The following is a 26997-nucleotide window of genomic DNA, read 5'->3' on the forward strand; positions in this document are numbered from 1 at the left end:
ACATTAGTATTACTGATGACAAACACCCTCAACGCCTCCGTCCTGAGTTGGCTGCGCTGCTTCGAGGCGGCGGCGCGCCATGGCAGCTTCACGCTGGCCGCCCGGGAGCTGTGCGTGACGCAGGGTGCGGTCAGCCAGCAGGTGAACAAGCTGGAACAGTGGCTGGAGCGGCCGCTGTTCGTGCGCACGCCGCGTGCGCTGGTGCTGACGCCCGAGGGCGAGCGGCTGCGCGGCGTGGCGCGCGAATCGTTCCAGGCGCTGGAAAGCACGCTGGCGCAACTGCGCAAGCCCGGTCATCGCCCGCCGGTGGCGCTGTCCTGCTCGCCCTCCTTCGCCATGGTCTGGCTCACGCCGCGCCTGGGCGACTTCTTCCGCCAGCATCCGGACATCGGCCTGCGCGTGCATGGCGAATTCCACGCGCTGGACCGTTCGCGGATGCTGCGCGAAGGCATCGACGCCGCCGTGCGCTTCGACCCCGGCCACTACCCCGACCTGCGCGCCACCCCCTTCCTCGACGAATGGCTGTTGCCGGTAGCCAGCCCGGCCTATCTGGCCGCCCACCCGGCACTGCGCTCGCCAGACGGCCTGCGCGCCACCATGCTGCTGCACGATGCCAGCCCGTGGGAAGGCGCCGGCGAGAGCCACGAATGGCAGGTCTGGCTGCGGCATGCGGGCGTGGCGCTGCCAGACATGGCCGGGGGCCAGCACTTCAACCTGTCCCAACTGGCCATCGGCGCCGCGCTGGCCGGCCAGGGCGTGGCAATGGGCCGCACGGCGCTGGTCCTCGACGAACTGGCCGCGGGCCGGCTGGTGGACCTGTGGGGCCTGCACGTGCGCAGCGAGGCCGCCTACCACCTCGTGCGCGCCCCCACGCCCACCCCTTCGGCGCAGGTGACGGAGGTCGAAGCCTGGCTGCTGGCCGAAGGAGCCGCCTTCGACACGGCAAGGCGGCGCCTGCTGGCGCTGGACGGCCCTGCCCTCGCATCACCGTAACTTGGAAGCCGGCATTTAATCGGTTACATTGGATCGGCACTGGAGAACGTCATGCCCGCCTCTAACACCGCTCCCCCCAAACCTGTCCATCCCGCCCATCCCGCCCATCCCGCCACCCCGGAATCCGGCCCCCGCCTGCTGGCCGATCACGTCGCGCTGGACCTGCTCAATACCATCGAACAGGCCAATACGACGCCGCTGGACCACTGGCAGACCGATGCCGATGTCCTCGCCTGGCTGAAGCTGGTGGGGCTCTGGCCCGGGGATGATCGCGCCGCGCCGCCCAAGGGGCTGGCCTCGGCAGCCCGCGCGCTGCGCGAGACCATCCGGCTGATCGTGGCCCACAAGGCTGACGGAAAGGCCGGCGGCAAGCCGGACCTGGCACCGCTGAACGACGCGCTGGCGGCCGGCGGCAGCCATCTGGCCGTGCATCCGCTGCCCGACGGCGGTGTCCGGATTGCCCGCATCCACGCGGCCGGCAACGCCGCGCAATGCCTGGTGCCGCTGGCGGAAGCCGCCGCCGACCTGCTCGCCCATGGCGATTTCAGGCGGGTGCGCCAATGCGAGAGCGACGAATGCACGCTCTGGTTCTACGACCGGACCAAGTCACACCGACGCCGCTGGTGCAGCATGGCGCTCTGCGGCAATCGCCACAAGGTAGCGGCCTTTCGCAAGCGCGAGGCGGCTGCCGACGAGGGGACCGCATGAGGCCGAGCCATCTGGCACGCCATCGGACACCCCAATGTAACCGCTAAAATTAATTTTTACAGGTTACCAAATTCGCATACACTTCGGAACCAAGCCGATGACGGCCCTCGTTCCCGCTTTCGCCTCCGGAGAATTGCCATGACTGCCAGCCCCAAGGTTTCCACCCGCTTTGCCGACGCCGATGGCGTGCGCGTGTTCTATCGTGAAGCCGGCGACCCGCAGGCGCCCGTCATGCTGCTGCTGCACGGCTTTCCAACGTCATCGCACCAGTTCCGCCACCTGATTCCGCAACTCGCGGGCCACTTCCGGGTGATCGCCCCAGACCTGCCCGGCTTCGGCTTCACCGAGGTGCCGGCCGCGCGCCAGTACACCTACACCTTCGACAACCTTGCCACCACGCTTGGCGCCTTTGTCGATGCGCTCGGGCTGGAACGCTATGCGATGTACGTGTTCGACTACGGCGCGCCCACCGGCTTGCGGCTGGCCGTGGCCCATCCGGAGCGCGTGACGGGACTCGTCTCACAGAACGGCAACGCCTATCTCGATGGCCTGGGCGATGCGTGGGCGCCGACGCGCCAGTACTGGGCCGAGCCCAGCGCGGCCAACCGGCAGGTGCTGCACGACGCCATGCTCCACCTGGAAGGCACGAAGTGGCAGTACCTGCACGGCGTGGCCGACCCGGACAGCGTGGAGCCCGAGTCCTACACGCTGGACGCGGCGCTGCTGGAACGCCCCGGCAACAAGGACATCCAGCTCGACCTGTTCCTCGACTACGCCAACAACCTCAAGCGCTACCCGGATTTCCAGGCGTTCTTCCGCCAGGCGCAGGTGCCTACACTGGTAATCTGGGGCCGGAACGATCCGTTTTTCATCCCGCCCGGTGCCGAGGCGTTCCGCCGCGACAACCCCGGTGCGGTGGTGGAATTGCTGGACACCGGCCACTTCGCACTGGAGACTCACGGCCAGTACATCGGCCAACGGATTCTCGACGTCATCGCCCGCTAACCACCTGCCCCTCGCCCCATGAAGCGCCAATTCGACGACCTCCAGCTCGGCAGCATCGAACTGTTCTGCCTCGCCGCGGAACTCGGCAGTTTTACCGCGGCCGCGGTGGCGGCGGGGGTCACGCCGGCGGCGGTGAGCCGCAGTGTGTCGCGGCTGGAGGAGCGCCTGGGGGTGCGGTTGTTCGTGCGGACCACCCGGCAGATCCGGCTGACGGACGAAGGCCGGATCTACTTCGAGCAGAGCCGGCCGGCGCTGGCGCAGCTGGTGGACGCCGAGCGCCAGATCAGCGGCCAGCACGGCACGCCGGCCGGGCGGCTGCGCATCAGCCTGCCCACGCCCTACGCCCACTACCGCGTGCTGCCCGTGCTGCCGGCCTTCCGGGAGCGGTTTCCCGAGGTGGAACTCGACGTCCATATCAGCAACCGCAACGTGGACTTTGCCGACGATACCTACGACCTGTCCGTGCGCGGCCGGGCGCCCGACGACTCCACGCTGATCGCCCGCAAGCTGGAAGACGCCGAGATGGTGGTGGTGGCCACGCCCGCCTACCTGCGCAAGCACGGCACCCCCGCCACGCCGGACGACCTGCCGGCGCACGAATGCATCCAGTTCGATGTGCCGAGCAGCGGCCGGCGCCTGCCGTGGATCTTCCGGCACGAGGGCGAGACCCTGGAAATGGTGACGACCGGCGCCTATGGCACGGCCGAAGACGCGCTGGGCGGTGCCACGCTGGCCCGCGCCGGCGCCGGCCTGTTCCAGACCTACCGCTTCGTGGTGGAGCAGGACCTGCGCGACGGCACGCTGGTGGAGGTGCTGCGGGCCTACGGCGGCTGCACGCGGCCCTTCCTGCTGCTCTACCCGCACGCGCGGCATGTCTCGCGCCGGGTGCGGGCCCTCGTCGACTTCCTGGTGGACAAGTTCTCGGCCTGATCGAGGGTAAACCCCTATCATCGGCAGCCGTGTCCGCGCCATGTCTGTCTCGCGCCTCTCCTAGACTGAAGGTCTTTGTCACTCCCCCTAGAAAAGGAAGACCATGGCCGCGATCGAAGTGAAGGTGCCGCAGCTCTCCGAATCCGTTTCCGAAGCCACGCTGATCCAGTGGAAAAAGCAGGCCGGCGAGGCCGTGACCCGCGACGAGATCCTCGTGGAACTGGAGACGGACAAGGTCACGCTGGAGGTGCCCGCGCCCGCCAGCGGCGTGCTGGCCAGCATCGTCCAGCCGGACGGCGCCACCGTGCACGCCGACGAGGTGATTGCGACCATCGATACCGAAGGCAAGCCGGGCGTGGCGGCGCCGGCGGCGGCGGCACCTGCGCCCAAGGCGGCCCCTGCTCCGGCACCCGCTGCGGCCCCTGCCCCTGCTGCGGCCCCTGCCGTGCAGGGCGGCGGCGCTGGCGCGGCGGCCTCGGCTGCCGCTGACTTCGACGTGATCGTGATCGGTTCCGGCCCCGGCGGCTATATCGCCGCCATCCGCGCCGCGCAACTCGGCAAGACCGTGGCCTGCATCGAGGAATGGAAGGACCCCGCCGGCAAGCCCCGGCTGGGCGGCACCTGCCTGAACGTGGGCTGCATTCCGTCAAAAGCGCTGCTGGCTTCGTCCGAGCACTTCGAGCAGGCCCAGCACGGGCTGGCCGAGCACGGCGTACAGGTCAAGGGCGTGACGCTGGACCTCGGCACGATGATCGCGCGCAAGGCCGCCATCGTGGACAAGTTCACGGGCGGCGTGGAGTTCCTGTTCCGCAAGAACAAGGTCACCTGGATCAAGGGCCACGGCAAGTTGCAGGGCCGCGCGGACAACGGCGTGGTCAGCGTGGAAGCCAGCGAGGGCGGGGGCGATGGAGCGGTCAAGGCCAAGACCTACACCGCGCGCAACGTGATCATCGCCACCGGGTCGCGGGCGCGCCACCTGCCCGGCGTGCCGGTGGACAACGTCATCGTCTCCGACAACGAGGGCGCGCTGTCCTTCGATTCGGTGCCCAAGAAGCTCGCCGTGATCGGTGCTGGCGTGATCGGGCTGGAACTCGGCTCGGTCTGGCGCCGGCTGGGCGCGGAAGTGACCATCCTGGAGGCCCTGCCAACCTTCCTCGGCACCGTGGACGAAGCCATCGCCCGGGAGGCCGCCAAGCAGTTCAAGAAGCAGGGGCTCGCCATCCACCTCGGCGTGAAGATCGGCGAGGTCAAGCGCAGCGGCAAGGGCGTGAGCATCGCCTACACCGATGCGGGCGGCGCCGCGCAGACGCTGGACGCCGACCGCCTGATCGTCTCCATCGGCCGGGTGCCGAACACGGACAACCTCGGGCTGGAGGCCGTGGGGCTGGTTGCCGACGCGCGCGGCTTCGTCCCCGTGGACGATCATTGCCGCACGTCTGTGGCCGGTATCTACGCGATTGGCGACGTGGTGCGCGGCCCGATGCTGGCCCACAAGGCCGAGGACGAGGGCGTGATGGTGGCCGAGGTCATCGACGGCCAGAAGCCGCACATCGACTACAACTGCATTCCGTGGGTGATCTACACCGAGCCGGAGATCGCCTGGGTGGGCAAGTCGGAGGCGCAGCTCAAGGCCGAGGGCCGCGAGATCCGCACCGGCCAGTTCCCGATGTCGGCCAACGGGCGGGCGCTGGGCATGGGCCGGCCGGACGGCTTTATCAAGATGATTGCCGACGCCAAGACCGACGAACTGCTGGGGGTGCATATCATCGCCGCCAATGCGTCCGACCTGATCGCGGAGGGTGTGGTGGCGATGGAGTTCAAGGCGGCGTCCGAGGACATCGGCATGATCAGCCATCCGCATCCGTCGCTGTCCGAGGTCATGCGCGAGGCCGCGCTGGCGGTGCAGAAGCGCGCGCTGAACATGTAGCGCCATCCATCAATCGGGCGCCGAGGCGTGACGCTTGCGATAGTCCGCAGGCGTCACGCCCACCACGCGCATGAACGCGCGGCGCAGCGTATCGACACTCGAGAACCCGCATTCGGCCGCTACCTGCTTGGGCGCGAGGTGGCCGGCCTCCAGCAGTTGCCGCGCGGCCGTCACGCGCGCTGCTTCCACCCAGCTGGCGGGCGTGATGCCCACTTCCTCGCGGAACAGACGCGTCAGGTGGCGCGGACTCACGCCGACGCGCGCGGCGAGGCTGGGCACGTCGTGGGAATCGGCCGGATGCGCGGCCACCCAGCGCTGGAGTTCCTGCAAGGCCGAGCGGTTGGCCAGCGCCGGGGCGGCACCGCGGCTGAACTGGGCCTGCCCGCCGGGCCGCTTGAAGAACATCACCAGCTGGCTGGCCACGCGTAGCGCCAGCTCGCGCCCGAGGTCTTCCTCGACCAGCGCCAGCGCGAGGTCCAGCCCCGCCGTGACGCCGGCCGCTGTGCGCAGCTTGCCGTCACGCACGTGGATGGCATCGGCATCCACGGTCACACCTGGGAAGCGCGCCGCCAGCCGGTCCGCGCCGGCCCAGTGCGTGGTCACGCGCCGGCCCTCCAGCAGGCCGGCATCGGCCAGCAAGAAGGCACCGCTGCACACCGAGCCATAGCGGCGCGCGCGGGGTGCCACGGCGCGAATCCAGTCCAGTACCAGCGGCTCGGTCGGGGTATCGCCCGCATGTGGCGCACCGGCCACCAGCACGGTATGAGGACGAGGCAACTGCGCCCCGAGCGGGTCATCCTCGACCAGCAGATCAGGCAGCAGCCGGACGCCTGACGAGGCCCGGATCGGCCCGCGCCGCACCCCAACCACCTGCAGTGCATAGACCTGCCGGCCGGCCTGGGCATTGGCTTCGGCGAAGACGTCGAGGGGCCCGGAGACATCCAGCAACTGAACGCCTTCGATGGCCAGCAGCACGATGGTGCGTGGGGTAGTCATGGTGAAAAATCCCTGAGTCATGCTGTCGCGTCGCGATCTGTCCGATCTGGCCCAAATCGTCGTACTGCGACGATTGAAGACATGGTACTCCCCCTCCTACACTCGTTTCAACCCCCAACCGAAAGGAGTCAGCCATGCAATTCACCCTGGGCGACATCGCCATTCCCGACAGCCAATTGGCCCGAGACATCACGCAACTGGTCCGCGATACCGAATCCACGCTGCTGTTCAACCACTCCAGCCGCGTGTACTACTTCGCGGCGCTGGCCGGCAAGCAGCGCGGCCTGAAGGTCGACCCGGAACTGCTCTACGCGGGCACGATGTTCCACGACATGGGCCTGACGCCGGCGCACAGCAGCCCGGACAAGCGCTTCGAGGTGGACGGCGCCAACGCGGCGGCGGACTTCCTGCGCAGCCGTGGCATCGCGCAGGCGGATATCGACAAGGTCTGGACTGGCATCGCCCTGCACACCACGCCCGGCATTCCCGAGTTCATGGACCCGGTGGTGGCGCTGGTGACGGCTGGCGTGGAGATGGATGTGCTGGGCATCCGCTACGAGACGTTTGCCGACGAGGACCGCGAGCGCGTGGTGCAGGCGTATCCGCGCACCCCGCAGTTCAAGGAAGACATTATTCAAGCGTTTTACGATGGCATCCGCCACAAGCCGGACACCACGTTCGGCAACGTGAAGGCGGACGTGCTGGCCGACAAGGACCCGCACTTCCATCGCGGCAATTTCTGCAGCGTGATCCGCTGCTCGCACTGGCACGGCTGAGGCCGGCGCGCCCCCGCTCTCTATATCTATATAGAGAGATAGCGGTGCACCACGGCGCGGAGGGTCTGGAAGCTGACCGGCTTGGACAGCACGGTGTCAATGCCGGACTGGAGGCAGGCCAGCCGCTCCTCCGGGCCGGCCGTGGCCGTGATGGCGACGATGGGCAGGCGCCCGGCGCGCTGGCCGCCCTCCGCCGCCCGGATCCGGCGGGCGAGTTCCAGCCCATCCAGCCCGGGCAAGCCCAGGTCCGTCAGCAGCAAGGCCGGCCGTGGGTCCTGCAGCACGGCGGCCCACGCTTCCTCGCCGGAGCGGCAGGGTTGGGCCACGCAGCCGCCGATGCCGGCGAGCTGGTCCTCCAGCACCAGCAGGCTGACCGGATGGTCCTCGGCAACGACGATGCGGGGAACCAGTGGCGTGGAAGCAATGGAGGGGTCAGGCACGGCAGGAGGCAATTGGCAGCAGGCAGGTGGCAGAACATGCTGTCATCCTGCCTGCTGAAACGGCCGCAGAGTTGCGGAAATTTCTGCAAATGGCTGCGGAAACTTCCGAAGATGGTGTCCGATTTGTTACGGCACGGCGTTGCGGAGCGGCGCCTGCGTGATCCAGCGGCCCAGGTTGTCCAGGAAGATCTCGACCACGCGCGCCGCGTTGCCGTCGGAGAAGCCCGCGCTGTGCGGCGTGGCGATGACGTTGGGCAGGGTCCAGAGCGGCGAATCCGCCGGCAGCGGCTCGTGGGCGAAGACATCGAGGTAGGCGCCCGCCAGCTGGCCGCCTTGCAGCGCGGCGATCAGCGCCGGCTCGTCCACCACCTCGCCGCGCGACACATTGACCAGACGCGCGCCCTTCGGCAGGCTGTCCAGCGCGGCGGCGCTCAGCAGCCCGCGCGTTTCGTCCGTCAGCGGGCAGGCCAGCACCAGCCAGTCCGTGCGCGGCAGCACCGCCGGCACATCGGCGAAGGTCACGGTCTCGAAGCCCTCCCCCGCCGGCGTGGCGCGCTGGCGCACCACCACCACCGACATCCCGAACAGGCGCAGCACCGCGCCGATCTGCTGGCCGATCGGCCCCCAGCCGACGATGGTCGCCGTCTGGCCGTGCAGGTCACGCGGCATGTCGGCGCCCATCAGCGGCGCCCAGCGGCGCTCGCGCTGGGTGGCCAGCATCTGCGGCAGGTGCCGCGCCAGCGCCAGCAGCCCGGCCAGCGCCGTCTGCGCCACCACGCTGGCATTGGCGCCCGACGACGTCGTCACCGTCACCCCCTGCTGGCGCAGCTGGCCAAACACCGGGCGATCGGCGCCGGCCGAGTGCGTGTGGGTCCAGCGCAGCGAGGGCGCCTCCAGCATCGCGGTGTAGAAGCGCCGCGTGGCCGGTTGCAGCTCGTGCTTGGTCGAGCGCCCGGTCACATCGCGCGAGACAAAGGCGATGTCCGCGTCGATGGGCCGGGCGTCGTCCACGGCCGGCGGGGCCACGGGTACCCAGTCCCGGCCGGCCATGGCAGCGGTGATGGCGGCGGTGATGGCGTCGCCATGGGCGCGCAGCGCCGCTTCGGAGAGCAGGATGCGCACGGGCGCAGCGGAGGCGGAGGGAGCGGAGGGAGCGGAGGGGGCGGCAGATGCAGTCATGGCGTCAGTCTACCGTCGCCCCCGAAGCCTTGACGACCACCTTCCACTTTTCATACTCCTTGCGGGTGAACTTGCCGAACTGCTCGGGCGTGCCGCCCACCGGGTCGGCGCCCTCGCGGATCATCTGCGCCTGCAGCGACGGCAGCGCCTCGTTCACGGCCTGGTTGACCTGCGTGATGACGGTCTTCGGCGTGCCCTTGGGCGCGAAGATACCGAACCACGAGCCGGCCTCGAAACCCGGGAAGCCCTTCTCCGCCACCGCCGGCACCTCCGGCAGCGAGCGCGAGCGCTTGGCGCTGGTCACCGCCAGCGCGCGCAGCTTGCCGGCCTGGATGTGCGAGATCACCGACGGAATCGTCGCGAACATGAACTGGATGCGGCCGGACAGCAGGTCGTTCAGCGCATCGGCGCCCTTGTACGGCACGTGCGTGGCCGGCGCGCCGATGCGCTCGGACAGCATGAAGCCGGACAGGTGCGACGAGGTACCCACGCCCGTCGAGCCATAGTTCAGCTTGCCCGGGTTGGCCTTGATATAGGCGACGAACTCCTCGAAGGTCTTGGCCGGCACCGACGGGTGCACCACCAGCACGTTCGGCACGTCGGCGATCTGCACCACCGGCACCAGGTCCGCCAGCGGGTCGTAGTTCAGCTTCTTGTAGAGCGTCTGGTTGATCGAGATCGGGCCGACCGAGTCCACCAGCAGCGTGTAGCCGTCGGCCGGGGCGCGCACCACGTACTCGGTGCCGATATTGCCGCCCGCGCCGGGCCGGTTTTCCACCACGAACGATTGCTTGAAGCGCTGGCCCAGGTGCTGGCTCACGCTGCGGGCCAGCATGTCGGTGGTGCCGCCGGCGGTGAAGGCCACCACCACACGCACGGGCTTGGCCGGGTATTCGTCGGCGGCCTGCGCGGGGGCGGACAGGGTGGCCAGGGCGGCCAGCGCGATCAGGGCCGAAGCGGCGGCCAGTGCCGCGCTCAGATGGGGGGTCAACCATCGACCGGGGGCGAATCGAGGCATGGTGGTTCTCCTGTTGATGCGGCAGCCGTCTTCGCGGCCGCCGTCGTGGTTATCAGAATCGAAAATGCAGCGAGGATCGGCAATCAGCCGAAGTCGTACAGCCGTGCCGGGTTATGCACCAGCACGCGCTCGCGGCTGGCGGCTTCCGGCAGCCAGCGCGCCAGCAGGTTGAACAGCACGCCGTCGTCCGGCATCTGGGCGGACTCGAAATAACTGATGTGGGGCCAGTCGGAGCCCCACACCACCTGCTCCGGGTTGGCGCGCATCAGCGCGGCGACGAAGGGATCGACCTGTTCGTACGGCGCGCCGGCCGGCTGGAGCCGGTCAGCGCCGGAGATCTTGGTCCAGGCCACGCCTTCCGCCAGCAGCGCGCAGAGCGCCTGGAAGCCGGGGTCCGCCACGCCGCGCGAGGTGGCCATGCGGCCCATGTGGTCGATCACCAGCGGCAGGCCCAGCGCCTTGAGGCGCGGGCCCAGCGTGACGAGGTCCGGGGCGTGGATCCAGATCTGCGCGTGCCAGCCGCGCGCGGCCAGACGCGGGGCCAGGGCCTCGAGCACCTCGATGCCCACGCCGTTGCGGTACACGGCGTGGCCATCCACCTGATACAGGTTGATGCGCACGCCGCGCACGCCGGCGGCGTGCCAGGCGTCCAGCTCGGCGTCCGTGGTGTCTGGCGACGGCACCACGATGCCGCGCAGGCGCGTGGGGTACTGGCGCAGGGCGTCGCTCACCACGCTGTTGTCGGTGCCGCTGGCGCTGGCCGTGACAAGCACGCCGCGCGTGAGCCCGAGTGCGTCGAGATGGGCGATGAAGGCGTCGGCGGGATGCTCGGCCGGCGTGTAGCTGCGGTCCATCGCGAGCGGATAGCGCGCGAACGGGCCAAACACGTGGGCATGGCTGTCACAGGCGCCGGCGGGCGCGCGGAACACCGGTGCGGTGAGGGTCTGGAGCGGGGGCAGGCAGGGGCGGGTCATGGCGATGGCGTCTGGTCGATGGCGTCCGGTTCGATGCGTTCAGCGTTATTCCGGGGCCTTCAGGCGGCCGGCGGCGGCCAGCGTCTGCGCACGGGCGTCCTCGCGTTGCAGCGAGGCCAGCAGTTCCTGCGGCGAAGAAGCCTGCGCCACGCTGCCCACGGTCAGCAGCCGGCTCTTGACGCTGCCCTCGGCCAGCACCTTGCGCAGCGCGCTGTTCAGCGTCTCGACCACCGCCGCCGGCGTGCCAGCCGGGGCCAGCAGGCCCGTGGCCGTGGTCGCCTCGAAGTTGGCCAGCCTGGATTCGCGCAGCGTGGGCACCTTCGGCAGCGCGGCATCGCGCTCGCGCGACATCACGGCCAGCGCGCGCAGCGCGCCGGACTGGATATGCGGCGCCGAGCTGGTGAGCTGGTCCACCACCATGTCGATCTGGCCGCCCATGAGGTCGATCAGGGCCGGCGCGGAGCCCTTGTAGGGCACCTCGTTCAGTTGAATCCTGGCGGCGTCCTCGAGCTGGAGCGTGGCCATGTGGTTGGTGGTGCCGGGGCCGGCATGGCCGGTGGTGGTCTTGCCCGGGTTGGCGCGCGCATGGGCCAGCAGCGCGCCGATGTCCTTGAAACGCGTGTCGTTGCCCTTCACCACGATCACCAGCGCCGTGGTGGACACCAGCCCCACCGGGCTGAAGCTCGCCAGCTTGAAGCTGGTGCGCGTCATCTTCGGCAGCACCACGATGGCGTTGGGGGTAGTCACCAGCAGCGTGCTGCCGTCCGGCTCGGCGCGGGAGACCGCCGTGGCGCCGATCACGCCGCCGGCGCCGGGCCGGTTATCGACGATGACGTTGCGGCCGAGGCTCTGCTCCAGCGCCGGGGCGATGGCGCGCGCCACCACGTCCAGGTTGCCGCCCGGGGCGAACGGCACGACCAGCGTGATCGGCTTGTTGGGCAGGCCGCCTTGCGCGCGGGCCGACATGACATAGGGGGCGACGCCGAGCGCAAGCATTTGCGCCAGCAGGGTTCTGCGTTTCATCATCTCACTCCGTTCAGGGCTTTCTTCTGACCTGATTCATCATTCAAGGCGAGGCCGCCCTGCAATCCCGTTCCATGCGGCCCCTGGGGGACTCCGCTGCCGTCTTGTTCCGCCTTAGTCGCGGTAGCTGGGGTCCAGGCGATCGAGCTTGCGCAGCAGCGCCGGCCACTCCATCACGCCGTACGGACGGCGCGTGCCGGGCTGGTAGTTGTTCCAGGTTTCCTGGAGGATCTCGGCCGGCACATCGCGCAGCGGCGTGCTGCACGACATCGCCGCCACCTGCGAGCGGCAGGCCAGCTCCAGGCGGTGCATCCAGTTGAAGGCTTCGCCCACGGTGTTGCCCACCGTCATCGCGCCGTGGTTGCGCAGGATCAGGGCCTCACCCTTGCCGAGGTCGGCGATCAGCGATTCCTGCTCGGCGGTGTCCAGCACCACGCCCTGGTACTCGTGATAGCCAATCTTCAGGAAGCGCATGGCGGTCTGGGTGATCGGCAGCAGCCCGCAGTCGAGCGAGGAGACGGCCATCGACGCCCAGCTATGGGTGTGGATGACGCATGCCACTTCCGGGCGCGCGTGGTGCACGGCGCTGTGGATGACGTAGCCGGCCTTGTTGATGCCGTAGTCGAGCGCGCCGAAATCCGGCTTGGCGAGGATCTTGCCGTCGTGGTCCACCTTGATCAGGCTGGACGCGGTGATCTCCTCGTACATCATGCCGTAGGCGTTGATCAGGAAGGCGTTCTCCTCGTCCGGCACGCGGACGGAGATATGGTTGGCCATCATGTCTGCCATGCCATACAACTCCACGAGGCGGTAGCAGGCGGCCAGGTCCACGCGGGCCTGCCACTCCGCCTCGCTGCACTGGCCGCGCATCGACGGAATGTTCAGCACACCGGGCTTTGTCATGGTGAGTCTCCTTTGGGGATGGTTGGATCTGGTGTGAGCGGGTCAGTCGGCGCCAAGCGCGAGGTCGCTGGGCCGCCGTTTCTCGATATTCCACTTCAGCAACGCCGCGCTGCGGAAGATGCCGTGGGCGAACTTGCCATACGGCAGCGTCAGGAACAGCGCCATCACGATACCCAGGTGCACGGCCAGCAGCGCGGCCATGGCGGCGGAGTCGCGCCAGGCCAGCAGCGCCAGGCCGCTGGCGCTGGTCAGGAACAGCAGCGCGATGAAGCCGCGGTCCATCGGGCGCTGGCTGGCATCGCCGGTGTTGGGGTCGCGGCGCAGGTTCAGCCACAGCAGCCCGGCCGGGCCGACCAACAGCCCGATGCCGCCCGCGATGCCCAGCAGCACCGGCAGGCTCGTCACCGGATACGGCGCGTGGTAATCCAGCAGGTAGTGGTACAGCGTGGCCACCGTGGTCGCGGCGAAGCACAGCATGAAGCCATAGAACGTGAAATGGTGGAAGCGGCGGCGCGCCAGCGTGAAGGCATCGTCGGCGTTGTTACAGCCTTCGCCATGGCCGCCGCCCAGGTACTTGAGCCGCAGCGCGTCGTGCGCGGCGCCCCCGACGGCCGCCCCACGCGACTCGCCCGGCCGCGTGCCCGGCGAAACCTGCCGCCAGAAGCGCGTGACGCCCACGCCAAGCGCGCCGATCGCGAACAGGAACACCACGCCGAACATCGCCGCCAGCAGGTTGTGCGGGAAGATCGCGTAGAAATTGCCGGCCAGTGGCGCGTGCAGCAGGCTGCCGCGCATGGCGAGCACCATCAGCAGGAACAGCGCCAGCCCGCCAGCCAGCGCCAGCGCCGTGGTCAGGCCGGCACGGCGGTACAGCCCGCCCAGCGCGGCCGGAAACGCGTAGTCGCCATAGGTCTGCACGCGCACCTTGGCCATCGCCTGGGGAATGTTCACCGCGAACTCATGCGGCGGCGCGTACTGGCAGGCGTGGTAGCAGGCGCCGCAGTTGTGGCAGAGGTTGGCCAGGTAGTGGATGTCCGCCTTGGTGAACTCCAGCCGGCGCGTCATGGCCGGGAACACGGCGCAGAAGCCTTCGCAATAGCGGCAGGCGTTGCAGATCTGCAGGGTGCGGGCGACTTCGCCCTCGTCGGCGGTCAGCGGCAGCACGCCCTGTGCCAGCGCCGCCGCCTCGCGCGTCAGCGCTTCAAGATGTTGCATGTTCGATTTCCTGTGATGCACGGGCGCGTGCGCCCTTCCCTGACTTCCCTGACTTTCCTGCCTGGGCAGCCTTGGCCGCCTCGGTGCCGGCGATACGGCCGAACGCCGTGCCGATGGCCATGCCCACGCCGGCCGTGTAGCCCTTGCCCAGCACGTTGCCGGCCATCATCTCGCCGGCCACGAACAGGTTGTCGCTGGGCTGGCCGCCGAAATGCACGGCCGAATCCTCGTTCACCTTCAAACCCAGGTAGGTGAAGGTGATGCCGGGGCGCAGCGCGTAGCCGTAGAACGGCGCGGTATCCAGCGGGCGGGCCCAGTGGGTCTTGGCCGGTGTCACGCCCTCGGTGTGGCAGTCGTCGAGCACGGTGTGGTCGAACTTGCCCACGCGGCAGGCGGCGTTGTAGTCGTTGATCGTGCGCATGAAGGTGGCCTCGTCGAGGCCGAGCTTGCGCGCGAGTTCGGGCAGCGTGTCTGCCTTCACGCCCGGGAACACCGGCGGCATGAAGCGGCCCACGGCCTTGGCGTCGATGATCGAGTAACCGATCTGCTGCGGCTGCTGGGCCACCAGCCGGCCCCAGATCGCATAGCGTTTCGGCCAGAAATCCTCGCCTTCGTCGTAGAAGCGCTCGGCGTTGGCGTTCAGCACCACGCCCAGCGAGACGCAGTCGATCCGCGTGCAGATGCCGCCGTCATAGAGCGGCGCGCGGGCGTCGATAGCCACGCAGTGCGACTGGGACGGATCGCCGATGGCATCCGCGCCCGCCTCGATCATGTATTTCAGCAGCACGCCCATGTTGAAGCGCGTGCCACGGATCAGGAAGTTGTCCGCCGGCCATTCGCCGCGCTCGTTCTGGCCCCAGGCCTCGCGCAGCCATTCCCGGTTCGATTCGAAGCCGCCGGCGGCCAGCACGCAGGCGCGCGCCTCGATCCGCTCGCTGCCGATGCGCGCCGCCACGAAGCGGCCGCCATCCAGCTCGATGGCATCGACCGGCGCGTTGTAGCGGATCTGCACGCCGAGCTGCTCGGCGCTGCGGTAGTAGGCGTTGACGAGGGCCTTGCCCCCGCCCATGAAGAAGGCGTTGGTGCGCGCCACGTGCAGCGCGCCCGAGAGCGGCGGCTGGAAATGGACGCCATGGCTGCGCATCCAGTCACGGCAGTTGGACGAGGCGCGGATGGCCAGCCGGGCCAGCCGTTCGTCAGTCAGCCCGCCGGTGACCTTGAGCAGATCCTGCCAGTACTCCTCCTCGGGGTAGGCATCGATCAGCACGTCCTGCGGCGCGTCGTGCATGCAGCGCAGGTTGCGGGTGTGCTGGGAGTTGCCGCCGCGCCATTCGCGCGGGGCGGATTCGAGCAGCATCACGCTGGCGCCGGCCTCGCGGGCCATCAGCGCAGCGCACAGGGCAGCGTTGCCGCCGCCAATCACAAGGACGTCGATCACGGCCGGGCGCCCTCGGGGGGAGTTTGAGTGGGGTTGGACACGACTTTTTCTATGGCTTTGGGAGTCTGTGCCGGACTGTATCCGCCCGCCGGACCGCTGCTAACCCCTTGATGGGCATGGGGGTATCACGATTTGTGATGGGGGTCCGGGGAAGTTCCGGGCGGGGTCCGGGGAAATTTCAGAGCTGTCTCATAGGCAAGGGGCTCGCGGTGGGGGAAAGTTGCGTTGGCAGCACCTTCCAGGTGCCCGCTTCCCCGACTTTTGGAGTCCAAGACCATGAACGAACATCCCACCGACCCGGCCACCCTTCCCGAGCCGCCCAAACCCTTGACGATTGAGGAAATAGACGATGCCATCGGCGACGCCATCGTTGAATCAGTGCTCCGGAAACTCAATGGGCCGTACGAGGACGACCCGGACGACGGCCCGCTGAGCCCCGAGGAAATCGCGGACATTGAGGCGCGGTGCGAGAAAGCGCGGCAACGCTATGCAGCGGAGGGATTGCTGTGATCGGCATCGACACATGCGTACTGGTCAGGCACTTTGCCAAGGACGATCCACGGCAGGCGCCCCATGCGACCCGCTTCATCGAGTCATTGACACCGGCACGTCGCGGCTTTGTGCCATTGGCTGCGCTCGTGGAGTTGATCTGGGTGTTGAAGCGGCAGTACGCCTTTACGCGCGCCCGGCTCAGCGCGGTACTGATGACATTCATCGAGTCGCGCTGGCTCATGGTCGAGTCACTTGCAACGGTTTCCCACGCCTTCGTGCTCTTCAGCAAGTCGCACATCGACTTCGGCGATTGCGTGATCGTGGAAACCTGCCGCCGTGCGGGATGCAAGTTCACCTACACGTTTGATCGAAGTGCCTCGCGACAGCCCGGATTCCGCCTGGTACCGCAACCATGAACAGCCCGGCGGACCGGATCCTGTCACCCCTCGATCAACCGCGCCCCTCTCCACCCCCCGGACTTCACCAGTCCGCGCGCGGTGTCGGCCAGCACCACGCGCAGTGCCAGTGCGGCGGGCGACAGTTCGTCGTCCGACAGGCTGCACAGCAGGTTGCGCCGGCCCACGCTGGGGTCGTCGATCTGGGCGAGGTGGAAGCGTGTCGCGGCGTCCGGGTATCGTCCCACCGCCGCCCAGGGCTGGAGCGTGGCGCCGAAGCCCATGTCCACGGCGTCCATCAGCATCGCCAGGGAGTCCACCTCCTGGATCACGCGCGGCGCCACCTTGGCGCGGGCGAACGCGGCGTCCAGCGTGCTGCGCAGGCCGTGCACGCCGGTCGGCATGATCAGCGGCACCTCGGCAAGGTCCGCCATGCCAAGCTGGGTGGGCGGCTCCGCCTTGCCCTGGGGCAGCGTCTGGCGGGACTGGATCAGGAACAGCGTCTCTTCCAGCAGCGGCAGCACGGTCCAGCGGCGGGCGGCATGCGTGTCGAACAGCACCGCGAGGTCGAGCTGGCGGGCGTTAAGCATGGCAGTCAGGTGGCCGGACAGGCTTTCGACGATATGCAGCCGCACATCCGGGTAGCGCTCGCGCATGGCGCGGATCAGCGGCACGCCGATCACCGATGCCGTGGTCGGCGCCAGCCCCACGCTCACCGTGCCGGAGAGGCGCGCGTGATGGGCCGCGCGCCGTGCCTGCTCGGCATGGCGCAGCGTCAGCTGGGCTTCGTGGAAAAAGGCCAGGCCGGCCTCGGTGGGGGTCACGCCCTGCGGCGTGCGGCGCAGCAGCCGGGTGGAAAGCTCGCCTTCGAGCCGGCTGATCTGCTGGCTGACGGCCGACTGCACCATGTCCAGTTCGAGCGCGGCACGGCTCATGCTGCCAAGCTCGACCACCCGGACGAAATACTGAAGCTGGCGCAGTTCCATCTGTCTCCCCCGTTCTCGCGGCCCCCTGCCGCGCCGGCGGGATTCGACCTGTTGTTCCGGGGTCTTATACCAGATGTGCGGGGGCCGCGCGCGGCGCGGGCACCCCGGGCGCCGTCAGGCTTCGTCGGCGCCGCTGTACCAGTCCACGGTCTGGTCAAGGTAGACCAGACCCTTCGCCGCCAGGCCCGGGCGCATGTTGTACATGTCCACGCCGAGCACGCCGGAGGCGAGTTTGTCGCGCTTGGACAACTCCAGCGCCTCGCGTTCGGCCGCCTTTTGCGCGATGTCCTGCGCCTGCGGGCGCGCCACCACGACTACGCCGTCGTCGTCTGCCACGATCACATCGCCCGGCCGCACCGTGGCACCGGCGCAGACCACCGGCACGTTCACGGCGCCCACGGTTTCCTTCACGGCGCCCTGCGCGTGCACGGCGCGGGACCAGACCGGGAAGCCCATCGCGTTGAGGGTACTGACATCGCGCACACCGCCGTCGATGATCAGGCCGCGCGCGCCACGCGCCTTCAGGGACGTGGCCAGCAGGTCGCCGAACAGGCCGTCGGTGCAGTCGCTGGTCAGGGCCACCACCAGCACGTCGCCCGGCTGGATCATTTCCACGGCCACGTGAATCATCCAGTTGTCGCCGGGGTGCATCAGCGCGGTCACGGCGCTGCCGGCGATGGCCGTGCCGGACTGGATCGGCCGCAGGTAGGGTTTCATCAGGCCGGTGCGGCGCTGCGCCTCATGCACCGTGGCCACGCCCAGCTTGCCGAGCGACTCGATCGCGGCGGGCGCCGCGCGCAGGATATTGCGGTAGGCAATCGTCTTCATGCCAGCACCTCCGAAACCTGGGGGAACACGCGTGCGTAGCCTTCGCCGTACTGCACCTTGCGATCGGAATTCCGCGTGGCCTGCGCCCCGCGCTGGAGCGCCACCCGGGTGTAGTACTCCCACAGGTGCTCCTGCGCGGCCATGGTCGTAAACGCGCGCTGCTTCTTCTCCCAGACGGAAGAGATATCCAGCAGCACGTCCGGCTTCCAGTTGCACTGCTCGGGCTGGTGCGGCTCGAACAGGAACACCGGCGGCGCGCCGATCACCGGCACCTCGGGCTTGTAGCCGTGGGCCTGGGCAATCACGCGCGCTTCTTGCGCCACATAGGTGGCGAGCGGGTGGTCGAAGTTGTAGATGTCCTCGCGCGAGTGGCTCAGCACCAGTTCGGGACGGATGTCGCGGTAGATATCGGCCAGACGCAGCAGCGCCTCGTCGGGCACGCGCAAGGGATAGTCGCCGAGGTCGAAGCATTCCAGCGTGCCACCGAGGATCTCGGCAGCGCGCTGCGCCTCTTCGTGGCGGGCGGCCTTTACGCGGTCCATCGTCATGCCCGGCTGGCGCCACATCTTGGCCGATTCGCCGCGCTCGCCAAACGACAGGCAGACGATGCGCACGTGGTAGCCGCGCTCCGCGTAGAGCGCGATGGCGCCGCCGGCGCGCCAGACGAAGTCAGCCGCGTGGGCGCTGACTACCAGAATGGACGGCTGGGTGGCCGGCTGGGTGGCCGGCTGGGTGGCCGGCTGGGTGGCCGGCTGGCTGGCCGGGGCAGTGGAAGAAGCGGTGTTTTGGGACATACCTAATACCAGTCAGGGTGAGACTCAGTCGGCCGTGATGCCAGCCTTGCGGATCACGCCCGCCCAGGTCGTGGTTTCGGTGCGCACGAACTGGCCGAAGGCTTCCGGCGTGCCGGGCAGGATGGTCACGCCCAGTTGAGTGAGCTGCTTGCGCACGTCCGCGTCGGCCAGCGCGGTGTTGGCGGCGGCGTTGAGTTGCTTGATGATCGCGGGCGGCGTCTTGGCGGGCGCCACGAGGCCCCACCAGACCGAGGCGGTGAAGTTGGGCAGGCCTTCCTCGCGCGAGGTCGGCACGTCCGGCAGCAGGGCCGAGCGCTTGGCGCTGGCCACGGCCAGCGGGCGCAGCGTGCCGGCGTGGATATGGGTGATGACCTCGAGCGGGTTGATTGGCATGAAGGTGATCCGCTCGCCGAGCAGGTCGGTGATGGCCGGGGCCCCGCCCTTGTACGGCACGTGCAGCACGTCGATGCCGGCGGTGTCCTTGAGCATTTCGCCGGCCAGATGACCGGAACTGCCGTTGCCGGCCGATGCATACGCCAGCTTGCCGGGCTGGGCCTTGGCCTGGGCGACCAGGGTCTTGAGCGAGTCGATCTTCGACTTGGCCGGCACCACCACTACCAGCGAGGCTTCGCCCACGCGTGCCACGGGCGCGAAGTCGGTGGCCGGGTTGAACGACAGCTTGGCGAACAGCGCCGAATTGGTGGCGAGGCTGTTGGACGCCATCATGATCGTGTAGCCGTCAGCCGGCGATTTGGCGACGATGTCCAGGCCGATATTGGTGCTGGCGCCCGGGCGGTTGTCGACGATGATCGGCTGCTTGAGCGTCTGGCTCATCTTCTGGCCCACGGCACGCGCCACGATGTCTACCGCACCGCCGGCGGCGTACGGCACGACCAGACGGATGGGCTTGTCGGGATACACCTCGGCGGCCTGCGGGGCCGAGACGGCCAGGCCAAGGGTGACGGCCAGCAGCGTGGCCACGGAGGTGGCGAGCGAGGTGGCGAGCGACTTGGCCAAGAACGGGCGACGCGCGCCCTGCGAAACATAACGACGAGCGGACCCGCGCATTGTCTTCTCCAGGTTTTCTTTGAACGTGCGCCCATTCTGTGCAGCCATCGTGATACTGTCCAATATGTTTTCAGATGGCTTGTTATTTCGATTTCGAATCATGGACTTTCGCCAACTCCGATATTTCGTGGCCGTGGCTGAGGCGTTGAGCTTCAGCGAGGCTGCCCGCAAGCTGCATGTGAGCCAGCCGCCACTCAGCATCCAGATCAAGGCTTTGGAGGAGGAATTGGGCAGTGCGCTGCTCGAACGCTCCCGCCATCACGTGGCGCTGACGCCCGCCGGGGCGCTGTTCCTGGACAAGGCCCGCGACGCGCTGGCCACGCTGGATCAGGCGCGCGAGGTGGTGAAGCAGGTGGCATCGGGCGATGCCGGGGAGATTCGGGTGGGATTCACGGCATCCGTGCCGATGCACGACGTCTTTCCGCGCGCCGTGCATCAGTTCCGCGAGGCGCACCGCAATGCCACGCTGCAACTGGTGCATATGTCGACCGGGCAGCAGCTTCAGCAGCTCGAGCAGGGCGAGATCGACATCGGCTTTCTGCGACCGTCCCCACAGTTCCGGCCGCCGGCCAGCATTACGGTGCGGGAAGTGCTGGCAGACCGCCTCGTGGCCGTGGTGCCCGTCAGCCATGCGCTGACGCGCGAAGGCAACCATGACGAGGGCGGCGCGCCGGGCATCGACATCGCCGAGCTGTCCGCCGAACGCTTCCTGCTGTTCCCGCGCGGGCTGGGCTGCGGGCTGTTCGACCATGTGACCACGCTGTGCAACCGGGCCGGTTACGCGCCCAACGTCGCGCAGGAGGCGCGCGAGGCCACCACCATCATCGGGCTGGTGGCCAGCGGCGCCGGCGTGTCCGTGCTGCCCGAGATCTACGCGCGCACCGGCATCCCCGGCGTGGCTTACCTGCCGCTGGCCGGCCCGGACGCCGGCAGCCGCGTGCTGATGGCCCACCGCGCCGGCCCCCTGTCGCCGATCATGGCGCGGTTTATCGGCTATTTCTGATCAGTCGGGCCGGGGGCCGGGCTCAGGCCCGCGCGCGCTCGGGCCGCTGCGAGAACGTCCGCTCGAACACCGATTCGGCGATGCGGTTCTTGAGGATTTCGATCGAGCCGCCGGCGATCATCCAGCCCCGGCAGCGGCGCTGGCAGTATTCCACCAGCGCTTCCTGGCTGTAGCCCATGCCGCCCATCACCTGGATGGCCTCGTTGGCGATATCGAAGCCGGCCTGGTTGCAGAACGCCTTGGCAATCGCGGTCTCCTCGGCGGACGGGATGCCGCTGTCGGCATTGGCGGCGGCACGGTAGAGCAGCAACTGGCCGGCGTCGAGCTTCATCTTCATCTCGGCGAACTTCCATTGCAGGCCCTGGAACTCGCACAGCAGGCGCCCGAACTGCTTGCGCTGCATGGCCCACTGGCGCGCTTCCTCGTACGCATAGCGGCCCAGCGCCAGCGAGCGCGCCGTGTTGCCCATCCGCTCCACGTTGAAGCCGGCAATCTGCTTCTTGAAGCCGCCCTCGCCCAGCAGCACGTCCTCGGGCGCCACGTACACGTCGTCGAAATAGATCTGCGCCCACTCCTCGCCCGACATGAATTTCGAGCGCTGGCCGATGCGCACGCCCGGCGCCTTGGTGTCGATCAGCACCGAGCCGATGCCGCCCACGCCCGGGCCGAAGCGCACGTAGGCCAGGATCACGTCCGCATGGGGGCCGTGCGTGGTGAAGACCTTGCTACCGTTGATGCGGAAGCCCGCGCCGTCCGGCGTGGCGCTGGTCTTCAGCTCGGTCACGGCGGAGCCGGCCTCCGGCTCGGTCATGCCCACCGAGATCAGCGCGCCACCTTCCAGCAGCGGGGCCAGCCACTTGGCCTTCTGCGCCGCCGAGCCGTACTGGGCCAGCACGCGGATCGCGCCGAAGTTACCGGCCTGGATCACGTCGGCACTGCGCGGGCAGTGCGCCGCCACGGCCTGGATGGCGATGATGGCGTCCATCAGCGTGCCGCCCTGCCCGCCATCGGCCTCGGCAATGGTGATGCCGAGCAGGCCCTGCGCGGCCATCTTCTTCGCCACGTCCCAGGGGTAGGCATCGGTATGGGCGCGCTGATGGGCGCCGGGGCGCAGTTCCTTCTCGGCAAAGCGGCTGACGGCGTCCTGGAACTCCTGCTGTTCAGGGGTGAGGGTGAAATTCATGTTCAGTCTCCGAAATTTCCGAAATGTTTGATGATTACGCCGCGCTGGGCATGGCGCTGAGCCGCAGCACGCAGTCGACCCCGACCACGCCCTCGGCGCGCACGAACAAGGGGTTGATCTCGGCTTCGTCGATGCGTACGCCCTGCACCACCGCCAGCCGGGAAACATCGACAATGGCGCGCGCCAGCGCGTCCACATCGCCGCGCGGCAGGCCACGGAAACCCCGGATCAGGCGCGTGGACCGCACCTCGCCGATCATGGCGTGAGCCTCCTCAAGGCTGACCGGCGCGGGCCGCAGGCTTACATCCCGGTGCAGTTCCGCCGTAATGCCGCCCGCGCTCAGCATCACCATCGGGCCAACCAGCGGGTCGTGCCGGTAGCCGAGCATCAGCTCCAGCAGCCGGTGTTCCATGCGTTGGACCAGAATGCCGTCCAGGCGCGCGGCGGGAGCGCCCCGCCCGGCGTTGTCGATCAGCCGCGCCGCCGCGCGGGCCAGTTCCTCGTTGTCACGCACACCCACCTCCACGCCGCCGATTTCGGTCTTGTGCAGGATGTCGCGCGAGCAGATCTTGGCGACCACCGGGTACGGCACCGCGTGCTGCAACGCGTTGGGCTGCACCAGCGCCATCGGGGCAATCGGCACGCCCAGCTCGCCAAACGCGGCGGCAGCCTCGAACTCGGACAGGTCGCCATGTGTCGGCAAGCCGTCCGGCCACGCCACGGGCGCGGGCGGCGTGCCAGCGGCCAGCGGCGCGCGCGCGGCGCGGAACAGGCAGGCCAGCGCGTCCGCGCAGGACTCTGGGGTGCGAAACGCCGGCACGCCGGCTTCCTGCAACAGCGTCAGCGACTGTCCGGCCTCCGGGGCCAGGAAAGCCAGCAGCGGCTTGCCCTGCACCGCCGAGGCCTCGACGATCGGCCGCACCGCGTACGCGGGATGGAACTGCGCCGACGAGCCCGCCACGCACAGCACCGCATCGCACCAGTCGCTCTGGAGCATCTGCTCCACGAGGTCACGGTACTGTGCCGGCGAGGCGGCCAGCGTCAGGTCCAGGATCGGCGTCTGGCGGATCTTCAAGCCGCGCGCGGCCATGTGTTCGATGAAGGCCGTGGGCGGCGCCACGGCCTCCACGTCAGCCAGGCCGAGCCGGTCCACCACCGTGGCCGCGCCGCCACCCGTGGTGGTGACCACGGCGATGCGGGGGTTGCGGTCCAGCGCCGGGATGGCGGCGGCGTAGCGGCGCGCCAGCGGCGCGGCTTCGAACAGCGTCTCCAGCATCTCCACGCGCATCGCGCCGTGCTTGCGCAGGAAGGCATCCACGGCGGCGTCGTTGCCGGCCAGCGCGCCGGTGTGGGACTGCGCCAGCGCCTCGCCCTGCGCGGAACGGCCCAGCTTGTAGACCAGCACCGGCTTGCCGGCGGCACGCGCGCGGCGCAGCGCCGGGCCGAGCACGGCGGCGTCGCGGATGGTCTCCAGGAACAGCAGAATCACCTCGGTGGCGCTGTCATCGACCATCAGGTCGACCAGTTCGCCCACGCCGATATCTGCCTCGTTACCCACCGACACCAGCTTGGCAAAGCCGAGCCCGCGCGCCGCGCCGCGCGACAGCAGCGCGCCCAGCATCGACCCGCTCTGCGAAATCACGCTGATGCCGCCCGCGTGCAGCGTGTCGGTCTCCAGCACGGCGTTCACGGAGAGAATGGCGCCGCTGTGCACGTCCACCACGCCGATGCTGTTCGGGCCGAGCAGCCGCACGCCCAGCTCCCGGGCGCGCACGGCCAGCGCCTGCTGGGCGGCCATGCCGGCCTCGCCCAGTTCGGCAAAGCCATCGGAAAACACCGTCACCACGCTGGCGCCGCGCGCCGCGCATTGCTCCAGCACCTCGGGCACATGGCGGCCCGGCACCATCACAAAGGCGTGGTCGATGGCCTCCGGCAGCGCAGCCACGCTCGGGTAGGCGGGCAGGCCCATCACCTCGGTGCGACCGGCGTTGATCGGGAAGATGCGGCCCGAATACCCGTGCTTGCGCATGAAGCGCAGCGGCCGGGCGGTGTTCTTGCTCTCGTCGGCCGAGGCGCCCACCAGCGCCACGGCGGCCGGCGTGAACAGCGCGCGGGCCAGCGCGCTGCCGGTCACCGTCGCGTCCGGCGCCACGTGTTCGTCCACTCTCGTCATATTGGTATCTGTCTGAAGGGTTGCGGGTCAGCCGGCGCGCAGCTGGCCGAGGCCGAGCGCCCGCACGGGGCGGTCGCCGAGTTGCCAGAGCGCGTCCAGCAGGCGTGTGGCGGGGCCGGCGCCGATCACGGGCGCGCCGAGTTCCATGAACTTGTCGGTCAGCATGGCGTCATCGAGCGGCGCCTCGGGGTCGCCCCGGCGGTACGGGGCGAAGTGGGCATGCCGGCTGCCATCGGCCATCTCGATCTCCACGCGCGCGGCGCGCTGGCGCGGGAAGGCGGCGGTCAGCTCGGCATCGGCGGTCAGCGTGATACGCGTCATCAGCGCGCGGATGGCGGGGTCGGCCATGCGCTGGGGCTGGAAGGCATCGAGCCGCACCGCGCCGTGCAGCAGGCCGTGCGCCACCACATAGGGCAGGCTGAAGCGGGCCTCGAACGCCGTGGTCGGCTGGAAATTGCCGGTGACGTCGAGCGCCACCTGGTAGGTCGCCACGCGCACGGCGGCGATGTGGGCCGGGTCGAGCCCGTGATCGCGCACGATCTGCATCGCGGCATCGATGGCGGCGAAGGTGTGGCCGCAGCAGCCGTGGTTCTTCTGGGTCATCCGCGTGATGTTGAAGTCGGTGCCGAGGCCGGCGGTGACGTCGCGCCAGTCGGGCTGGCCGCACAGCGCGGCGCCGAAGCCGGCGTCGCCTTCGAGGATGTCATGCACGCCGTTCACGCCGTGCGCGGCAGCCTGGGCCGCCTGCACACCCACCTGCGCGGCATGGCCGGCGTGGAGCGCCTTGGTCATGGCATCGGAGCGGAACGCCTGCTGAAGGCCCGAGGCGAAGGTCGTGGCCGTGGCCATGGCGTCGGCGGCCACGCGCGCATCGCCGGGCGCCGCCAGCAGCGCGCCGGCCGCCGCCGCGCCCAGGCAGCCGACCGTGCCGGTGGTGTGGAAATAGCGATAGTGCGCCGGCTGGATCGCGGCGCCGATGCGCGTGGAGACTTCGTAGCCGGCAATCACGGCGCGCAGGAAGTCAGTGCCGCTGGCGTCGGCCTGCTCGGCCAGTGCCAGCGCCGCGGCGATGGTCGGGCAGCCCGGGTGGTAGACGGCATCGCGGAAGATGTCGTCGAACTCGGCCGCGTGAGACGCGCTGCCATTGATCCACGCCGCCAGCGCCGGAAACGCCGTGGTGGCGTGGCCAATCACCGTGGACGTCCCCACGCCCAGCTCCGCGCGATGGGCCCGCACCAGCGGCTGCCCCGGCGCCATCGGCACGCCGGCCAGCAGCGCGGCAAACCAGTCGATCACGGCGCGGCGTGCGTGATGCAGCACCGGGCCGGGTAGTTCCGCCGTGGCGGCACGGCCCACGTAGGTGGCGAATTCGTCTATCAGCATTGCAGCGGCTCCTCGTTCGGGTTCCTCATGGGAATGCTTCACATGGTAGGGACGCCGCCGGCGCGAGCTTTGACATTTGGAGAACGCTCCCGCGCCACACCGTGTATTCCAGGGCGTGCGGGGCCGGTGCATACTCCGCAGGCGCGCCGTGCGCCGATGCCCTGCGATTCCGGGAAAACCCGCATCGCCAGATCGATCGCCCGGCCGCGCGCCCCGGCAACCCTTTCCGTCTGGAGAACGCCCGCGCCCATGGACATGGATATCCCCTCGCTCGCCATCCTGATCGCCGCCGTCGAGGAGAAAAGCCTCTCGCGCGCCGCGGAACGCGAGAACCTCGTCACTTCCGCCGCCAGCAAGCGCATTGCCGAACTGGAGCGCCGTGCCGGTACCGCCCTGCTGCGTCGCCATGGCCGGGGCGTGGAGCCCACGCCGGCCGGCGCCATGCTTTACCAGCGCGCCAAGGCCATCGTGCGCAGCGTGCAGCTGGCGCAGGACGCGCTGGCGGCCTACTCGACCGACGGCATCGCCAAGATCCGCCTGGCTTCCAACCGCTCCACGGTGCTCCAGTTCCTGCCCACCGATATCAGCGGCTATCTCAAGCACGACCCGGAGGCGCGCATCGACCTGGTGGAGTCCTTCAGCGTGGATATTCCGCGCATGGTCTCCAACGGCGACGTGGACATCGGCATCTATCACGCGCGCAGCCCCAGCCCCGGCGTGTACTCGCTGCCGTACCGCAAGGACCGCGTGGGGCTGGTGGTGCCGCGCGGGCATCCGCTGGAGGCCAAGGGCGCGCTGCTGCTGGAAGAGGCGCTCGACTACGACTTCCTCGGCTACTTCCCGCGCCATACCTTCGATGCCTTCCTGACGCTGGTGTCCGGCACCATCTCCCGGCCGCTGACCGTGAAGACCCAGGTGTCGAACTTCGAGGCGCGCTGCCGCATGGTGCGCGAGGGGCTCGGCATTGCCGTGGTGCCCGAGGGCATCGCCCGGAACTACCTGGCGATGATGGGCCTGTCCCTGTTGACGCTGAACGATGCCTGGGCCGTGCGGGATTTCTACGTGTGCGTGCGCGACAAGGACTGCCTGCCGGCGGGCGTGGGACGGCTGCTGGAGTACCTGAGCCGCTGCGCGGCGATGGAGCAGCACTTCCAGAAACCAAGGTAG

At 69.1% G+C, this 26997-nt stretch carries 26 protein-coding genes and 1 pseudogene; 11 read left to right on the forward strand and 16 right to left on the reverse strand.

Annotation, left to right across the window (positions count from 1 at the left end):
- Positions 1 to 15 precede the first annotated feature (15 nt).
- The 6 genes and pseudogenes from AB4120_RS03645 (at position 16) to lpdA (ending at position 5563) form a co-directional block, all read left to right on the forward strand.
- Complete coding sequence (locus tag AB4120_RS03645) at positions 16 to 993, forward strand: LysR substrate-binding domain-containing protein (RefSeq protein ID WP_149139114.1); 978 nt, start codon at positions 16 to 18, stop codon at positions 991 to 993.
- A 51-nt stretch (positions 994 to 1044) separates the two neighbouring features.
- Positions 1045 to 1701 (forward strand): CGNR zinc finger domain-containing protein, encoded by a 657-nt coding sequence (locus tag AB4120_RS03650; protein WP_149139113.1) that lies wholly within the window; start codon positions 1045 to 1047, stop codon positions 1699 to 1701.
- Between the two features lie 138 nt (positions 1702 to 1839).
- The gene (locus AB4120_RS03655; RefSeq protein WP_149139112.1) at positions 1840 to 2706 is read left to right on the forward strand and encodes an alpha/beta fold hydrolase; all 867 of its coding nucleotides are present in this window, start codon (positions 1840 to 1842) and stop codon (positions 2704 to 2706) included.
- A gap of 18 nt (positions 2707 to 2724) precedes the next feature.
- Entirely contained in the window at positions 2725 to 3636 is a 912-nt protein-coding gene (locus tag AB4120_RS03660; protein WP_149139111.1) for a LysR family transcriptional regulator, read from the forward strand.
- A 103-nt stretch (positions 3637 to 3739) separates the two neighbouring features.
- Positions 3740 to 3958, forward strand: a pseudogene (locus tag AB4120_RS03665) (biotin/lipoyl-containing protein); the annotation flags it as partial.
- Between the two features lie 123 nt (positions 3959 to 4081).
- Positions 4082 to 5563 (forward strand): dihydrolipoyl dehydrogenase, encoded by a 1482-nt coding sequence (gene lpdA / locus AB4120_RS03670; protein ID WP_262389926.1) that lies wholly within the window; start codon positions 4082 to 4084, stop codon positions 5561 to 5563.
- 9 nt (positions 5564 to 5572) lie between these two features.
- Here the strand turns inward: lpdA and AB4120_RS03675 are convergent, their stop codons facing one another.
- Complete coding sequence (locus tag AB4120_RS03675; protein ID WP_149139109.1) at positions 5573 to 6559, reverse strand: GlxA family transcriptional regulator; 987 nt, start codon at positions 6557 to 6559, stop codon at positions 5573 to 5575.
- A gap of 134 nt (positions 6560 to 6693) precedes the next feature.
- Here AB4120_RS03675 and AB4120_RS03680 point away from each other — a divergent pair, with 134 nt between their 5' ends.
- Complete coding sequence (locus tag AB4120_RS03680; protein ID WP_144197000.1) at positions 6694 to 7335, forward strand: HD domain-containing protein; 642 nt, start codon at positions 6694 to 6696, stop codon at positions 7333 to 7335.
- A gap of 26 nt (positions 7336 to 7361) precedes the next feature.
- On the opposite strand, the gene AB4120_RS03685 is transcribed toward AB4120_RS03680, so the two are convergent.
- From AB4120_RS03685 to tcuA, 8 genes are all read right to left on the reverse strand, one after another.
- Positions 7362 to 7775: a response regulator gene (locus AB4120_RS03685; protein ID WP_441641855.1), complete on the reverse strand. Its 414-nt coding sequence runs from the start codon at positions 7773 to 7775 to the stop codon at positions 7362 to 7364.
- A 126-nt stretch (positions 7776 to 7901) separates the two neighbouring features.
- A complete protein-coding gene (locus AB4120_RS03690) occupies positions 7902 to 8954 on the reverse strand; it encodes a D-2-hydroxyacid dehydrogenase (protein ID WP_441641856.1) in 1053 nt (350 codons plus the stop codon).
- A 4-nt stretch (positions 8955 to 8958) separates the two neighbouring features.
- Positions 8959 to 9972, reverse strand: coding sequence for a Bug family tripartite tricarboxylate transporter substrate binding protein (locus AB4120_RS03695; RefSeq protein WP_441641857.1), 1014 nt, complete (start codon positions 9970 to 9972; stop codon positions 8959 to 8961).
- 83 nt (positions 9973 to 10055) lie between these two features.
- Positions 10056 to 10946: an amidohydrolase family protein gene (locus AB4120_RS03700; protein WP_149139105.1), complete on the reverse strand. Its 891-nt coding sequence runs from the start codon at positions 10944 to 10946 to the stop codon at positions 10056 to 10058.
- A gap of 45 nt (positions 10947 to 10991) precedes the next feature.
- A complete protein-coding gene (locus tag AB4120_RS03705) occupies positions 10992 to 11972 on the reverse strand; it encodes a Bug family tripartite tricarboxylate transporter substrate binding protein (RefSeq protein WP_262389789.1) in 981 nt (326 codons plus the stop codon).
- Positions 11973 to 12083: 111 nt separating this feature from the next.
- The gene (locus tag AB4120_RS03710) at positions 12084 to 12872 is read right to left on the reverse strand and encodes a class II aldolase/adducin family protein (RefSeq protein WP_149139104.1); all 789 of its coding nucleotides are present in this window, start codon (positions 12870 to 12872) and stop codon (positions 12084 to 12086) included.
- A gap of 42 nt (positions 12873 to 12914) precedes the next feature.
- On the reverse strand, positions 12915 to 14087 hold the full coding sequence (tcuB, locus tag AB4120_RS03715) for a tricarballylate utilization 4Fe-4S protein TcuB (RefSeq protein WP_149139103.1): 1173 nt from the start codon (positions 14085 to 14087) through the stop codon (positions 12915 to 12917).
- A complete protein-coding gene (gene tcuA / locus AB4120_RS03720; RefSeq protein ID WP_149139102.1) occupies positions 14074 to 15525 on the reverse strand; it encodes an FAD-dependent tricarballylate dehydrogenase TcuA in 1452 nt (483 codons plus the stop codon). The genes tcuB and tcuA overlap by 14 nt, the downstream gene beginning before the upstream one ends.
- A gap of 276 nt (positions 15526 to 15801) precedes the next feature.
- Between tcuA and AB4120_RS03725 the strand changes: the two genes are divergently transcribed.
- Both AB4120_RS03725 and AB4120_RS03730 read left to right on the forward strand, forming a co-directional pair.
- Positions 15802 to 16035, forward strand: a complete 234-nt coding sequence (locus tag AB4120_RS03725; protein ID WP_149139101.1) for a hypothetical protein — start codon at positions 15802 to 15804, stop codon at positions 16033 to 16035.
- Positions 16032 to 16433, forward strand: coding sequence for a PIN domain-containing protein (locus tag AB4120_RS03730; RefSeq protein WP_441641858.1), 402 nt, complete (start codon positions 16032 to 16034; stop codon positions 16431 to 16433). The genes AB4120_RS03725 and AB4120_RS03730 overlap by 4 nt, the downstream gene beginning before the upstream one ends.
- A 23-nt stretch (positions 16434 to 16456) precedes the next feature.
- On the opposite strand, the gene AB4120_RS03735 is transcribed toward AB4120_RS03730, so the two are convergent.
- The 4 genes from AB4120_RS03735 to AB4120_RS03750 all read right to left on the reverse strand — a co-directional run bounded on the left by AB4120_RS03735 (position 16457) and on the right by AB4120_RS03750 (position 20088).
- Complete coding sequence (locus AB4120_RS03735) at positions 16457 to 17398, reverse strand: LysR family transcriptional regulator (protein WP_441641859.1); 942 nt, start codon at positions 17396 to 17398, stop codon at positions 16457 to 16459.
- Between the two features lie 114 nt (positions 17399 to 17512).
- Positions 17513 to 18226 carry a 4-carboxy-4-hydroxy-2-oxoadipate aldolase/oxaloacetate decarboxylase gene (locus AB4120_RS03740; protein ID WP_149139098.1) on the reverse strand — a complete coding sequence of 238 codons (714 nt, stop codon included), beginning with the start codon at positions 18224 to 18226 and terminating at the stop codon, positions 17513 to 17515.
- A complete protein-coding gene (locus tag AB4120_RS03745; RefSeq protein WP_262389788.1) occupies positions 18223 to 19020 on the reverse strand; it encodes a PIG-L family deacetylase in 798 nt (265 codons plus the stop codon). Before AB4120_RS03745 ends, AB4120_RS03740 begins: the two co-directional genes overlap by 4 nt.
- A 24-nt stretch (positions 19021 to 19044) precedes the next feature.
- Complete coding sequence (locus tag AB4120_RS03750) at positions 19045 to 20088, reverse strand: Bug family tripartite tricarboxylate transporter substrate binding protein (RefSeq protein ID WP_149139097.1); 1044 nt, start codon at positions 20086 to 20088, stop codon at positions 19045 to 19047.
- Between the two features lie 100 nt (positions 20089 to 20188).
- Here AB4120_RS03750 and AB4120_RS03755 point away from each other — a divergent pair, with 100 nt between their 5' ends.
- A complete protein-coding gene (locus AB4120_RS03755; RefSeq protein ID WP_149139096.1) occupies positions 20189 to 21091 on the forward strand; it encodes a LysR family transcriptional regulator in 903 nt (300 codons plus the stop codon).
- A gap of 22 nt (positions 21092 to 21113) precedes the next feature.
- Here the strand turns inward: AB4120_RS03755 and AB4120_RS03760 are convergent, their stop codons facing one another.
- The 3 genes from AB4120_RS03760 to AB4120_RS03770 are packed head-to-tail and all read right to left on the reverse strand — an operon-like array spanning position 21114 to position 25830.
- Complete coding sequence (locus AB4120_RS03760) at positions 21114 to 22274, reverse strand: acyl-CoA dehydrogenase family protein (protein WP_149139095.1); 1161 nt, start codon at positions 22272 to 22274, stop codon at positions 21114 to 21116.
- Between the two features lie 34 nt (positions 22275 to 22308).
- On the reverse strand, positions 22309 to 24447 hold the full coding sequence (locus tag AB4120_RS03765) for an acetate--CoA ligase family protein (RefSeq protein ID WP_441641860.1): 2139 nt from the start codon (positions 24445 to 24447) through the stop codon (positions 22309 to 22311).
- Between the two features lie 27 nt (positions 24448 to 24474).
- Positions 24475 to 25830 carry an MmgE/PrpD family protein gene (locus AB4120_RS03770; protein WP_149139093.1) on the reverse strand — a complete coding sequence of 452 codons (1356 nt, stop codon included), beginning with the start codon at positions 25828 to 25830 and terminating at the stop codon, positions 24475 to 24477.
- A gap of 255 nt (positions 25831 to 26085) precedes the next feature.
- On the opposite strand from AB4120_RS03770, the gene AB4120_RS03775 reads away from it, so the two are divergent.
- Complete coding sequence (locus tag AB4120_RS03775) at positions 26086 to 26997, forward strand: LysR family transcriptional regulator (RefSeq protein WP_144197165.1); 912 nt, start codon at positions 26086 to 26088, stop codon at positions 26995 to 26997.

The organism is Cupriavidus sp. 2KB_3, assembly GCF_052115685.1.
Classification (GTDB): domain Bacteria; phylum Pseudomonadota; class Gammaproteobacteria; order Burkholderiales; family Burkholderiaceae; genus Cupriavidus; species Cupriavidus campinensis.